Annotated in this window: 4 protein-coding genes; all 4 read left to right on the top strand. The window is 75.4% G+C overall.

What is annotated here, in order from left to right; all coding sequences use genetic code 11:
* Nucleotides 1–172 precede the first annotated feature (172 nt).
* The 4 genes from WMF34_RS44515 (at nt 173) to WMF34_RS44530 (ending at nt 14,554) form a co-directional block, all read left to right on the top strand.
* Nucleotides 173–2,293, top strand: a complete 2,121-nt coding sequence (locus WMF34_RS44515) for a zinc-ribbon domain-containing protein (protein ID WP_012241313.1) — start codon at nt 173–175, stop codon at nt 2,291–2,293.
* Nucleotides 2,286–4,145: a S49 family peptidase gene (locus WMF34_RS44520; protein WP_437991620.1), complete on the top strand. Its 1,860-nt coding sequence runs from the start codon at nt 2,286–2,288 to the stop codon at nt 4,143–4,145. The genes WMF34_RS44515 and WMF34_RS44520 overlap by 8 nt, the downstream gene beginning before the upstream one ends.
* 89 nt (nt 4,146–4,234) lie before the next feature.
* Nucleotides 4,235–12,295, top strand: coding sequence for a hypothetical protein (locus tag WMF34_RS44525; protein ID WP_437991621.1), 8,061 nt, complete (start codon nt 4,235–4,237; stop codon nt 12,293–12,295).
* A gap of 483 nt (nt 12,296–12,778) precedes the next feature.
* Entirely contained in the window at nt 12,779–14,554 is a 1,776-nt protein-coding gene (locus WMF34_RS44530; RefSeq protein ID WP_437991622.1) for a carboxypeptidase-like regulatory domain-containing protein, read from the top strand.
* The last annotated feature ends 57 nt before the right edge of the window (nt 14,555–14,611 follow it).

Raw genomic sequence — 14,611 nt, forward strand, 5'->3', positions numbered from 1 at the left:
CCGCGGAGGAAAGCGGAGGACGGCGCGGCGCGGCGCGACCCTTTGGGGCGCGCAGGGGAACCCGTGCTACCGTTCCGCCGAGTTCCGGGCGGCTACCTCCGAACGAGGAAACCCGGCAGGCTCGCGCCTGGGGGGCCAGCCGTTCGCGAGGACACGGGGACCGGTCGAGCAGATGGATGTCACCTGCGAGCGTTGCAGCACCGAGTACGAGTTCGACGACGCGCTCGTGTCGGAGCGCGGCACGACGGTCAAGTGCACGAACTGCGGCTTCCAGTTCAAGGTCCGCCGCACCGACGGCGCGCTCCCCGAGAAGTGGGTGGTGCGCACGCTCGGCGGCCGGGAGCTCGAGTTCAAGATGCTCCGGGAGCTCCAGGCGGCGATCACCCAGGGCCAGATCACCCGCGATGACGTGATCTCGCGCGGCAACGCGAGGCCGCGGCGGCTCGGGTCGATCGCGGAGCTGGAGCCGTTCTTCAAGGGGCCCGGCAGCATCGTGATGGCCGGGACCGCGCTGGGCATCGGCGGGCCCTCGCCGTTCCCTGGCCGCTCGAGGTCGCTGACGCCTCCAGGGCTCGGCGGTCCGGCGCCGGCGCAGACCGAGCACTCGGTCGCGATCCCGCTCCCGCGGGCGGAGAGCGACGCGGACATCGCCCCCGAGTCCATCCACGACGCAGAGACGGTCGTTCGGGACGTGCGGGAGGTCCAGTCGGGCAGGGAGCGCCCGTCGCCGCGCCGCGGGGCGCAGACCGCGGCCTACGACTCCGAGGCCAGCGTCCCTGCGCGGGTGATGACGAAGCCGGGCGCGCTGCCCGGGGTCGTGGTGCCGCCGGAAGAGGCGCCGCCGCTGCCGGACGGGCACCCCGCGCGCCGGCAGGAGCCGCGGACCCTCCGCGGCGCGGGGGTCGCCGAGGCGCGCCAGGGCGGCGTCAAGCCCGGGCCCGCGGACGCCGGCGGCGAGGGGCAGGGGCGCGCCGCAGGCGTCGTTCCGCTGCGGATGCCGAACAGCGTCCCACCGCCGCGCATCGAGCGCGCCGACAGCGCGGGAGAAGAAGCCCCCGTGGCGAGGCGCGGGGCGCCGCGCGCGGCGAGCGAGGATCACGCGTCGCGGCGGGCAGCGACGTCGGGGTCGCCGACCGCACCCGCGGAGCCCGAGGGGCGTCCCTCCTACGTCGACGAGGGGGACGGCGACGCGGGGATCACGTCGCTGCCCTCGAGGAGGACGGGGATCGCGCGGTGGGTGGTCGGCCTCATCGTCGTCGGCCTCATGGTGGTGAGCGCGGCGACCCTCGGGCCGAAGTACCTCAAGCCGGCCGTCCAGGCCCGGCCTGCGGCGAGCGACGATCGCGTCTCGGCGCTGCTCGCCGATGGCGAGAAGAGCCTGGCCGAAGGGGATCCGGAGACGGCGAGGGACAAGCTCGTCAAGGCGAGCGCGCTCGCCGAGGACGACCCGCGCGTCGCGGCGGCGCTGGCCCGGGTCGAGACGGTGAACGCGGACGTGCGGTGGCTCCGGCTGCAGCTGCTCGCCGCAGGGGACGCGGATCTGGACACGGCGCGGCACGAGCTCGACACCGCGATCGAGCGCGCCCGCAAGGCGGTCGAGCACGCGCGGCGCGTCGCGCCGGCGAACGCCGAGGTGACCCGCGCGGCGATCGATCTGCTCCGCATGCAGGGCGACCTCGCCTCCGCGCGGAAGCTCGTCGGCGCGATCTCGGCCGAGAGCGCGCAGCCGGAGAGCGCGCTGACGCTGGCCGCGCTCGATCTCGCCGAGGCTCATCCGAGCTGGGCCGCCGTGGTCGAGCGGCTCCGGACGGCGGGGAGCATCGAGCAGAGCCCCGGGCGAGCGCGGGCGCTCCTCGTCTATGCGCTCGCGAGGTCCGGCGATATCGCGGCCGCGCGCGCCGAGAACGAGCGCCTGCTGGCGACGAGCCGGCAGCACCCGCTCGCGCGCCCGCTCCGGGCCTTCATCGACCGGCTCGAGAAGGCGCAGGGCGAGACGGGAGGCGTCGCCGAGCCGGCGTCGAGCGCGCGCGCGGAGAGCCCGCAGCCGGGCGCTCCTCCGCCGAGCCCGTCGGCCGCGGCGAGCGCTCCTCCCGCGAGCCCGCCGGCCGCGCCGGCGCGCGTTCGCCGCGCGCCGGAGCCGGACGACGGCCGCGTGCCAGACGACTACGTCGCCCCGGGCGGCACCATCGACACGAGCGATCTGCCCGGCGTGCATCCGCCGCCGACCGCCGCGCCTGGAGCGACGGCGCCGACGATCGACACCTCGGATCTGCCTGGAATGAAGCATGAGTAAGCGCCGAGCTCGAGGGGTGCGGTGGACCGGCGTCGGCGCCCTCGCCGTGGCGGCGTCGATGGCCGGGTGCACCGGGAGAGAGCGGGCGGCGGCGCTGCCGGCGCCCGCCGCGGCGGGCCTCGACGAGCCGGCGGTCATCGAGATCGATCTCACGCGCGGGCTCCCCGAGAGCGCGTCGGCGTCGCTCTTCGGCCCGCCGAGCGGCAGGACCCACGCGCAGCTCGTGCAGTCGTTGCGAGCGCTGTCCGAGTCCGCGAGCGCGAAGGGGTTCCTCGTGCGGCTCGGGAGCGCGCGCCTCGCGTTCGCGCGGGCCCACGAGATCGGCCGGATCCTCGGCGATGTCCGCGCGGCGGGGCGACCTGTCGTGTGCCACGCGGACGAGTACAACAACGCGACCATGCTGCTGGCGTCCATCGCCTGCAGCAAGCTCTGGCTCAGCCCTGCCGGGCAGGTCGACACGGTGGGGATCGCGGCGCAGCTGGTGTTCGCGAAGGGGCTCCTCGACAAGCTCAACGTGGATGTCGACTTCCTCCAGGTGGGGAAGTTCAAGGGCGCGAGCGAGCCGTTCACGCGGGAAGGGGCGAGCCCCGAGGCGCGTCGATCGCTCGAGTCCGCGCTCGGCGGGGTCCGCGAGGTGTGGCTGTCGGCCATCGTGGAGGGGCGCGGCAAGGAGGAGCTCCGGGAGGCCCTCGAGGACGGCCCGTTCGCGCCCGAGGAGGCGAAGGCGAGGGCGCTCGTGGACGAGATCGGCGATCTCGAGTCCGCGACCGAGGACGCGAAGAAGCTCGCTGGCACCGAGCGCTCCGTGCCTCGGTTCGGCGGCGCCCCGCGCGATGCGAGCTTCTCCCGGAGCCTCGTGGACGTGTTCCGCTCGGTCTCCGGGGCGAGCTCGCTGGGGGCGCCGCACGTGGCGGTCGTCCCGGCGATCGGCGGCATCACCATGAGCGCCAAGGGCATGCCCATCGGCTCGTCGGACGGGATCGGCGAGCGCGAGCTCGGGAAAACGATCACGCGCCTCACCGAGGATCAGAGCGCGAAGGCGGTCGTGCTCCGGATCGACTCGCCCGGCGGCTCGGCGCTGGCCTCGGATCTGCTCTGGCAGAAGCTGATGCGGCTGCGGCAGCAGAAGCCGCTGGTCGTCTCGATCGGCGGGATGGCCGCGAGCGGCGGCTACTATCTCGCCTGCGCTGGCACCAAGATCGTCGCCGAGCGGACGAGCATCATCGGCTCGATAGGCGTCGTGGGCGGCAAGTTCGCCGTAGGGAAGGCGCTTGCGGACATCGGGATCAACGCGGAGACGGTCGCGGCCAACCCGGATCCTCAGCGGGCAGCGCGCGCCGCGTACATGTCGGCGCTCACACCCTGGGACGAGCCCACACGCGCCCGTGTGCTCGCCTCCATGGAGGCGGTTTACGATCTGTTCCTGAAGCGCATCACGGCGGGACGGAACCTCCCGTTGGAGACGATCGCGCCGTCGGCGGAGGGACGGATCTTCGGCGGGGTCGAGGCCGCAGGGCGCTCGCTCGTCGATGAGCTCGGCGGCCTGGAGCGGGCGATCGCGCTCGCGCGCGAGCTGGCGGAGCTGCCGACGGACGCGCCGGTCGAGATCGAGCAGGACGACGGCGGGCTGCTGGAGCTCCTGGCGACCGGCGACGAAGCCAACGAGGGCAGCGCTCGGGCTCCCGACCGCGCGGCGCTCAAGGAGCGCGCGCGGGAGGCGATGGCTTCCGTCCTCCTGCCGGAGTGGCTCGGCGTCGCGCCGGAGGTCGGGACCTTCGCCGCCTCCATGGCGCCTCTCCTGGCCGGAGAGAGGGCGCTCACGGTGTTACCGTTCGCGGTGACGCTCCGGTAAAGCGCGAGATTGCACCGGAAGATTGGCCTTGTACCTCGGTCGTTCTGGTAGGCTGAGCGGGTTCAGCATACCCGAAGCGGGTCGCCGAAATGAGCTCTTCACCTCCGGATCGGGCAGCATCAGCGTCGGGCGCGAGGAGGTCGCTGCAGTCGCCGGAGCTGATGGATCCTGCCGGGCCCGCCTCTGCGGGGCAGCTGGTCCTCGCAGGGGCCCGGGCGATCGCGCCGGTGTCGCGCCACCGCGGCCCGCGGGCTGAAGAGGCCTACTGGCGCGCGCGGATGGACGAGCGCCGCGCCGCCGGCGACGCGCAAGGGGAGCGCGAGGCAGCCCTCGCCCTCGCGAGGATCCTCGCCGCGCGCGGCGTCGAGCTGGACCAGGCGACGACGCTGGCGCGCCGGGCGCTCTCGCTGGGCGACGACCCGGCGATGAGGAGCGAGCTCGCCGGATGGCTGGCCGGGCTGGGCGAGCCAGCCCTGGCCGCCGCGGCGCTGCGCGGCCTCCGCGACGACGCGCAGCCGCCCGGCGCGACGGCGCGGATGCTGGTGAAGATCGCCGTGCTCCTCGCGCGCGCCAGCGACGTCGCGGGCGCGGTCGACGCGCTCGAAGAGGCGAGCGAGCTCGCCCCGGACGACGCGATGGCGAGCGAGCTGCTCGGCACCATCGCGGCCTGGGCGTCGGACGAGGTGTTCCCCGCGGCCGCGGCGAAGGCGTACCTGGAGGCGGCCAAGCGGCGCGAAGCCGCGCGGGAGCGGGAGGCGGCGTTCGAGGATCGCCTGCGCGCCTTCGAGATCGCGCCTCACGACGACATGGCCGCCAAGGCGATGGCGGCCGCGCTGTTCCTGCGCGGCCGGCAGGGCGCGGCCGACGAGGTGCTCCGGACGCACGCCGACGCGCTCGCGGCGCGGGCGCCTCGCGGCGAGGGCGAGGCCCCTGGCCCCTCCGCCCTGCGACGCGCGCTGGAGGTGCACGGCCACCGGCTCCAGGGCGCGACGAACGAGGGCGACTGGGCGCGCGCCGTCGGGTGCGTGCTCGACGCGGGCCTCGACGGGGCGATCGACGGCGACGCCGCCCGCGCGATCGACGAGGTGCTCGAGCAGGCGGGGCTCTACGAGCTCGTGGCCGCGCGGATCGAGCTCAGGGCGGAGCAGCGGGTCGGGGCGTCGAGGGCCGAGGCGTACGTGGCGCTCGCGCGGCTCCACGCTGGCCCGCTCGCGAGCCCCGATCGCGCCGTGGAGGCCTGGATCGAGGCCGCGGCGAGCGACTCCGGCAGCGCCGCCGCGCGCTCCGCGCTGCGCGACCACGCGGCGACGCTGCACGACATGGCGCCCCTCGTCGAGGCGCTCATCCGCATCGGCGAGGGCTCGGACGCGCGGGCGACGGAGGACGCGGCGGGGCGGATCGACGCGCTCTCGGAGCTCGCGCGCCTCGCGGAAGAGAAGATCGGCGACCCCGGCCTCGCGCGCTGGGCGCTCGAGGCGCTGAGAGACATCGGCGGCGACCCGACGCCCGCCGAGGCAGGGCTCCAGCGGATCGCCGATCGGCTCAAGGGGCAGGACGAGGCGCTCGCCGCGGCGCAGCGCGCGCTCCGCGGCGCGGACACCGCCGAGGGGCGGATCGACGCGCTCCGCCGGCTCGTCGTGATCTACCGCGGCCGCCCGAAGGAGCGCGCGGCCTACGAGGAGGCGCTCGTGGGGCTCTCGCGGGCGCTGCCGGCCGACCGCGGCTGCCTGCTGGCGCTCGATCGGCTGAGCCGGCGGACCGGGGGAGGCGCCGCGCTCGACGCCCTGCTCCGCGCGCGGCTGGCCGAGGCGACGCGGGCGCCCTCGGAGGCCGAGGGCGCGCGCTCCGCGAGGTCCGAGGCGCTCCGCGCGGCCTCGCTGACGCGGGTCGAGCTGGTGCGCGCAAGGCTCCTCCTGTCGGCGATCGCCCGGCGGCAAGGCCAGGACGCCCGCGCCCTCGACGAGGTGTTGCCGCTGCTCGGCGAGGCCCCGGGGCACCGCGGCGCGGCGAGCGCCGCGCTCGTGCTGGCCACGCGGACCGGGCGCCTGCGGGAGCGCGCCGACGCGCTCGTGCAGCTCGCCGCGCCGGTCTGGCCGGCGCTGCGCGCGGTGCTGCTCTCGAGCGCCGCGGCGCTCTACCACCGGACGCAGCGGGCGCGCGAGGCGGCGCTCTCGCGCGAGGTCGCGCTGCTCGCCTGCGAGGCCGATCCGTCGTCCGCGCGCGCCGTGGCCACGCTCGCCTCCATCCTCACGGCAGATCTCGCCGCCGCCGCGGAGGCCGGCGAGGCGCCTCCGTTCGAGGTCGATCGGGCGGTGGCGGCCGCGATCGAGCGCTCCATCACCACGGTGTTCCCGCGCGGCGCGCTCTGCGACGGCCTCGCGAGGGCGCTGGAGGCGCTGGGCGAGCTGCCGCTCGCGCTCGCGTGGACCCAGCGCTGGCTCGCGCTGCGGCCAGGGTGCCCCCAGGCGACCGCGGAGCTCATCCGCCGCGCGGCGGCCGCCGGCGACGCGGCCCGGCTCTCGGACGCGCTCGCGTGGATCCTGGCGCAGCCCAAGCCGCTCGGCGAGATGGCGGCGGCGCTGGCGAGCGCGCTGCACGCCCTCTACGACCTCGATCCCGAGCGCGGAACGGCGCTCGCGAGGCGCTCGCTCGACGTCTTCGGCCCGCAGAACCCGCTCTTGCGCGAGCGGCTGCTGGAGCTCGCGCGCCGGGCGGGCGACCCTCACCTCGCGGTGACCGTGCTCGAGCGGTGGCTGGCCGTCGAGATCACGGCAGCGCACGCCCCCGAGCTGATGTTCATGCTCACCGATTGCCGGCTCGACGGCGGCGATCCGGACGGGGCAGCGCAGGAGCTCGCGCGCGCAGCCGCGGCGCAGGCGGATGCTCACGAGATCCTCGCGCGGGTCCAGCGCCTCGAGTCGTCGCTGCTCGACGCGAAGGGGCTCGGCTCCGACGGCGCCATCGCGCTGGCCGAGGCGAAGGCCCGGGCGTTCACCGCGCAGGGCGCCGGCGCGGCGGCGGAGGCCGCGGCCGCGTGGCGTGAGCTCGGCAGCCTGCGCTGGGACCTGGCGGAGGATCACCGGGGCGCCGAGGAGGCGTTCTTCCGCGCGAGCGAGCTCGCGCCGAGCGGCGGCACCGAGCGTTACGCGCGGGACATGTGCGAGTTCGCGGGCGTCGAGGCGGCGATCGAGGCGATCGTCGCGCGCGCCGCGGAGGCGCGGAGCGAGCGGGGAGCGCAGCCCGCCGCGGACGAGAACAGGTGGTCGGGCGACGTCGGGCCCGAGCGGCGCAGGCGCGCCAACCTGCTGATCGAGGCCGCCAACCTGGCGCACGAGCACGGCCTGCCCGAGCGCGCTCTCTCCGCGGCGGCGAGCGCGATCGAGCTCGATCCCCTCCGCGCGGACGCCGTCGCGCTGGTCGAGAAATCGGCGGACGCCGACGGCGGCATCGTCGTCCTCGACAAGACCTACCGGCTGCTCGCCGACGCGGCCCTGGGCTGCTACGGCCGCCGCGCCGCCCATTACCGCGCGGCGCGGCAGCTGGAGAGGCGCGGCGCGTTCGAGCTCGCGCTCGCGCACGCCGTGGCCAGCTTCGAGGCGGTCCCGACCGAGGGCACCTCGTACGTGCTGCTCGCTCGGCTCGCCGAGCACGTCGGCGAGCCGTCGGACGCCGTGCGCGCGCTCGAGCGGGTGGCGACGACGGCCGATCCGGCGTCGCGCAACGCGTGGTTGAAGCGCGCCGCGGCCCTCACCGGCCGCACGGAGGAGGGCCTCCGGCTGCGCCTCGACATCCTGCTCCGCGCGATGGTCGTACGCCCGGACGCGGCGCTCGTCGAGGACGTCGGCGCGGCCATCCGCGATCTCATCGCGTGCACGGGGCAGCCGGAGGTCGAGGCCATCCGCTTCGACCGCGCGGTCAAGGCGAGCATCGCGAAGCTCGACGGCCCCGAGGGGGCCCGCGCGGGGCTCGCGATGGCGCGCATCGCCGTCGCCGTCCTCGACTCGCCCGCGCTCGCGCTCGCCGCGATCGAGCGCGCGATGCTCGCCGACGGCGACGTCGACGAGTTCCAGACGCTCCTCGACATCGTCGGCGAGCTCGCGCGGCAGACCGAGCCGGCGTCGCACCTCGTCGCGGCGGTGTACGCCGCGGCGATGAGGCCGCACTCGAGCGTCGGTCCCGGCCTGCTCAGGTGGGCGAGCAAGCTCGCGGGCGCCCTGAACGTGCCGCCGGTCGCCGCGGCGCTGCTCGTGGAGGCCGCCCGGCGCGCGCCGGAGGACGACGCGCTCGCGTACGAGGCGGAGGGGGCCGTCGAGGCCAGCGGGGACGAGGCGCTGAAGCGCTCGCTGGACGACGCGTTGCCGGTCGCGCGGCGCCTCGAGGCGCTGCTGCACCTCGCCGACAAACACGAGCGCGAGGGCCAGCGCGCCGAGGCCACCGTCGCCCTGGAGCGGGCGCTCGCCGGCGGGCAGCTCGTGGGCGAGACGCGCGACGAGGTCGTCACCCGGCTGCGCCGGCTGTACGCGGCCGAACGTCGCAGCGCCGATCTCGAGACGCTCGTCCAGTCCGAGCTCGCGCGCGTCGACCTGCCGGATGCCGTCCGCCTCGGGTTGACGCGCGAGCACGCCGGCATCCTCGCCGCCGGCGGCGATCTCCATGGCGCGGTGGAGCTCCTCCTGGAGGCCGCCCAGAGGACGCCGTTCGACAAGGCGCACATCGACGAGCTCATCCGGCTCGCGCGGAGCACCGACGATCGCCAGCGGCTCTTCGACGTGCTCACGCGCCTCCAGGGCATCCTGAGCGGCGACGAGGAGCGGCTGGTCGTGCTCCGCGAGCTCGCGCCGCTGGCCCAGGAGCTCGGCGATCGCGGCGCCGCGGTGGCGCTCTACGAGGCGATCGCCCGGCTGGATCTCTCCGACATGCACGCCGTCGAGGTCGTCGAGCAGGACGCGAGCGACCGCGGCGATCACGCCGCGGTCGCCGCCCTCCTCGCGCGCCGCATCGAGGCGGCTCCGCTGCCGGACACGCGGCGCGCGCTGCGGCTCCGGCGCGCCGCCCTGCTCGAGCAGCGCCTCGGCCTCCTCGACGAGGCGTGCGCCGAGCTGGAGGCCCTGCTCGCGGCGTCACCGGACGACGTGAGCGCGCTCAGGTTCCTCGCGGACATCCACGAGCGGCTCGGGACGCCGCTGCGCGCCGCGCCGCTCTGGTGCAGGCTGGGCGATCTCGCGACGACCACCGACGAGCGGGCCGAGTACAGCCTCCGCGCGTGCAGCAGCTACCTCGGCGGCGGGGACGTCGAGTCCGCGAAGGACACGCTGGAGAGCGTCGCTCGCATCGCGCCGCGCGAGGCCGTGATCGAGCTCCGCGTCGAGATCGCCCGCCGGGAGGGGGACGGCCACGCGCTCGCCGCGGCGCTCGATCAGCTCGCCAGCGCGTCGCGCGACGCCCCCGAGCGGCGCGCGCAGCTGCTGGTCGAGGCGGCGCGCGCCACCTCGACGCTCGGGGACGACGCGACGGCGCTCGAGCGCGCTCGCCGCGCCGTGAAGCTCGCCCCGGAGTCGCCCGACGCCGTCCTCGAGGCGCGCCGCATCGAGTATCGCCTGCGCGGGACCGGGACGCCGCGCGACGCGCAGGCCGCGGTGGAGGAGCTCGGCCGCATCGCGCCGCGCCTGCGCCCGGCGCATGTCGACCTGCACGCGTTCCTGCTCGCCGAGACGCTCGACGTCATCCAGGGCCACGGCGCCGGCATGCGGGAGCTGACCCGGCGCCACGCCGAGGTCGGCCCGAGCACGCTGGTCGCGCTCGGCATGGCGGAGCGCCTGGCCCTGAAGCGAAACTTCTCCGCCGCCCTCCCGCTGTTCGATCGCGCGCTCGGCGGCGATCTCCAGGGGATGCGCGCGCGCGGTCGGGTCGCGCTCGCCGCCGCCGAGACCGCTCAGAGCGCCGGCGATCTCGAGGCGGCCGCGCGCCTGCTCGAGGAGGCCGCGGCGGAGCCGGAGACGCGCACGCTGGCGCTGCGCCGCCAGCTGGAGCTCACGGCCGCGCGAGGTGAGCCCGAGGCCGCCCGGAAGGCGCTCGAGGAGCTCGCCGCGCAGAGCTCGGGGATCGATCGCGCGCGCGCGCTGATGCAGCTCGCGCGCCTGCATGTGTCGAGCGACCCGGATCGCGCAGCGAAGATCCTCTCGCAGGCCACGGTGCTCGCGGGCTCGGATCGCTCGCTGGGGCTGAAGATCGCCGAGCTGAACGCCGAGCTGGCCAGCGAGCGCGCGACCCTGCCTCCCGAGGAGGTGCTCCAGGCTGCGTCGCTCCGGGCAGCCGCGGCGGAGCCGGTCCAGGCGGCGCCAGAGGCGCCGCCCAGCGCTGCGTCGGCGGCGAGCGGCGCCGGACCCGCGAGCAGCCGTACGCCGTCGAGCGGGGTCGGGCCGGCGAGCAGCCGCGCGCCGTCGAGCGGGGTCGGGCCGGCGAGCAGCCGCGCGCCGTCGAGCGGGGTCGGGCCGGCGAGCAGCCGCGCGCCGTCGAGCGGGGTCGGGCCAGCGAGCAGCCGCGCGCCGTCGAGCGGGGTCGGACCGGCGAGCAGCCGCGCGCCGTCGAGCGGGGTCGGGCCGGCGAGCAGCCGCGCGCCGTCGAGCGGCGGCGCGCCGGCCTCGAGCAACCCGCACATCGATCTCGTCGAGCTCAACGATCCGCTCGACGAGGGGTTGATCGCCGACGACCCGTCGCAATCCACCTCTCCCGCGGTGTCGGACGACGATCTGCTCGACGGGACGGCGAGCACCGCCGCCTCGCCGGCGCCGTCACCGAGCGCCGTGTCAGGCGTCGCGGAGAGCAACGCCGCGCGCGGCGGCGCCGCGTCCGTCCGCTCCAGCGCCGGCGCGCCGCAGCCCGGGCCCCCGGTCTCCGCCCCGGCGTCGATCCAGCCGCCCTCCTCCGCGACGCGGCTCGTGGCCGCGTGGTCGCCGTCCGCGGCCGAGAGCTTCGAGGAGGCAGCGCTCTTCCGCGAGCTCGCCGCGGGCTCGTACGACGCTGGCGAGCGGCTCATCAAGAGCTTCGCTCCGCGCGACGATCGCTCCCGGGAGGCGCTGGCGGTCCGACGGATGCAGGCCCACCTGCGCCTCGGCGATCGGGGCACCCTGGAGCGCCTCCAGGCGGCCGCGATCGCCGACAAGAACATGACCTACGCCCGCGCCATCGAGCACGTGCTGCGCGCCTTCGACGGTGACGAGCCGTCCGACCGGCCCGGCGAGGGCGTCGTCACGCCGCCGCCCCTCGCCGCGCAGCGCGACGCGCCGGAGCTCGTGAGCGCGCTGCTCTTCCGCGATCTGGAGTCGCCGGTCAACGAGGCGCTCGCGATCGTCTGGGAGACGGGCCTCTACCGCCGCGACGCAGGCCAGTCCGGGCTCGTCCCCTCCGAGCGGATCCAGCCGACATCGCCTACCCTCCTCGGGGAGATCTACGGCGTCATGGCCGCTCACCTCGGCCTCTTGCGCACCGCGCTCTTCCACCAGCGCGCTCCCTCGCCTGCTCCATCGCGGCCGGAGGGGCAGATCGTCCGGGTCAACCCGCCGGCCGTGCTGCTGCGGGGCGAGGTCCGCGAGGACACCCCCGAGCTGCGTTACCTGCTCGGCGCTCAGCTCGCTGGCGCCATGCCCGACCATGTCCTGGTGAACACCAGCTCGGAGGATGAGCTCCGCACGCTGCTCTCCGCCATCGTCGCCGCGTTCGGGCCCCTGGAGGCCACCGCGCACAGCGCCCGCGGCAATCCGGCCGTGGTGCGGCTCGAGCAGAACCTCTGGCAGCTCATCCCCCCGCGCGCAGAGCGTCGCCTCCGCGAGATCTGCGACAGCGCCGACAAGATCACCTACGAGGGGGCCGTCAAGACGACCCGCACCGCGATGCGCCGCGCTGGCCTCTTCGCCGCGGGCAACGTCGCCACGGCCGTGCGCGCGACCCTCAAGGAGCGCGGCGTGGAGCTGGCGGTCCCGCTCTCCGACCCCGAAGGGCTCGCCGCGGCCTGCGCGGCGGTCCCCGAGGTCGCCGATCTCGTACGCCTCGCGACGCGGATGGAGTACGCCGAAGCGCGATGGCAGCCCGGTACCGTGCCTTCACTCCGGCGGGTCGACACGGGAAGCTCGCGCTTCCGTGCAGGCACGTAGGCGTCGCGGCACCCGCTGCGCGGACGTCGGTGGCGTCATGTTCCTCGCAGACCTCGCGCCCCCGCAGCGCCGACCGGAGCCCGGTCGTATCCCGTCTCACCCGAGCTTTCCCGTGTGCATGTCCGAGCTTCGCCTGGTTGCGATGAGTGCGGGGTGGCCGCATCGGCGCATCCGTCTCGACGCGACAGCGCTGTCACAGCGCCGCCGCGGGTTGCGCGGCGCCCTGTCGAGCGGATGCTCGCCCCACGCTGCCCGGAACGCCGTCTGTCGGTTGGCACGAACATCGCCTTCTCGTTCGGGTGTGATTTTCCCCTGCGCCTGCTCGGGTGCGGACCCGTTCGGGCTCCGCGCGTCGCTCTCATCCGCTCGGCGGCCACCGGTCGCCGGCGCCTCCGCGGGACCGCGGCGCTCTCCCGCCGCACCGCCACGGGGGCGGTCTCTGCTCCGCGCCGCGCGCGCTGCGTCGGTGGCGAGGAGGGCGTCGTGAGCGCGCGACACGTCGTGTGCGCCGCGCTGCTCGCCTGCCTACCGACCTCGGTGGCCTGCGGCATTCCCCTCGAAATGGCGGAATCCGCCCCGATGAACGCCTGCGACGGGTCGGTCGAGTGCGGCCCGGGGGCGACCTGCGCCGATGTCAGCGGGCAACGCGCGTGCGTCTCGACGAGCGCGAACCTCGACGGGCTCATCCTCGAGATCCGGCCGCGCGCCTTGCCCGAGCAGGGCGCGGAGGTTTCCCATCTCCTCGCCATCGATGCAGCGAGCGGTTTCCCTCCTCAGGACCCTGGCGGGCAGGTGCATTCCGTCGATCTCACGCTCCCCATGTCCGCGAGCGTGAAGGCCACCGTGCGCCTCGGCGGCTCCTATTGCGAGAACCGCACCGGCGGGCTGCCTCCCCTGAGCGGCGGGCAGTTCCCCGTGAAGGTCGAGTTCCGGAGCATCTCGCCGATCCTGGGCCTGCCCACCCAGAGCTACTCGACGCTCTCGGAGCCGGACGGCACCGACGGCCAGAGATTCCAGCTCTCGATCCCCGCTGGCGACTACCATATCTCGTTGATTCCGCAGGCGCGCGCCGACTGCCTCGACGACATCCCCCCCCCGATCGTCCTGCCGAACCAGGTGGTCCCCGAGCAGTGGACGCTCGGCATCAACGCCGAGGCGCCCGCCGTGCTCCAGGGCAGCTTGCAGGTGCCCGAGCGCGTGCGCGTCGACGGGTGGAAGCTCGATCTCGTCGACCCGGTGACCGGCAGCGTCCTCTCCCAGGTAGGCCTCCTCGAGCAGGCCGAGCCCGACCCGCAGGCGACCGCGACGCAGGTCGGGTTCAGCGTGAAGTTCTACTGGACCGACAAGGCCAGGAGCCCGCTCATCCGGCTGCGTCCGAAGGACGGCGTGCCGAGGCCCACGGTCTACTGGGAGCTCGCTGCGGTCGCGCTCCAGGGCTCCACGGGGAACCTGGACCTGTCGCTCCTCCAGCTCGACGCGGCGGCGCGCCGCGTGGAAGGTCAGACGCTCGACGTGAACGGCAACCCGGTGCTCACCGCCGTCCGTATCCAGAGCGCCATCATCGACAGGGCGCCCACCGCCGCCTACAAGCTGGACACCGAGACGGACGCGAACGGCCTCTTCCGTGCCGATCTCCCGCCGGGCGAGTACGTCCTCTTCGCGCAGCCGATCAACGACACCGCCAAGGCGGCCGTCAAGCAGCCGCTCAAGTTCGCCGCCGGCGACGACTGCTACTGCGGTCAGTCGGTCGTCATCCCCGAGGCCGGGACGCTTCGCGGCCGCGTCCAGGGGCCCATGGGCGAGCTGATGGACGGCGCCGGCGTGTTCGCGGTCCCTGCCCGCGGCCAGGTCACGCCCTACTTCGGCCAGGTCCTGACGCCCGGGCCGCTGCTGCCCCGGCAAGCGTCCGGGGTCCTCCGTAACGGCGCGTTCTCGATCGGCATCGACCCAGGGGAGTTCGACTTCTCGGTCCGCCCGACGCCCGGCTCCGCCTTCCCGTGGCTCGTCAGGCCGCGCCTGACGATCTCTGCGATGGACGCCGCGGTCACCGACCTCGAGCTCGCCATCTCGTTCCCGGCCGTGCTCCAGGGCGTCGTCCGCGACGCGTCGGGCGCCCCGCTCGGCGACGCCACGGTCGTGGCCTGGCTGCCGGTCCAGGGCGCGACCGCGCAGGAGACGAGGGGCATCCAGATCGGCGAGACCCGGTCGGCGGCCGATGGCTCCTATGTACTGCCGCTCCCCCCATCGATGTCCCGGTGAAGTCGGAGCGAAAAAGGGCGGTACCAGCTCAGCGCGGAGCGAGATAGGCTAACGCCC

It is taken from the genome of Sorangium sp. So ce145, assembly GCF_051525985.1.
GTDB classification, from domain to species: domain Bacteria; phylum Myxococcota_A; class Polyangia; order Polyangiales; family Polyangiaceae; genus Sorangium; species Sorangium cellulosum_B.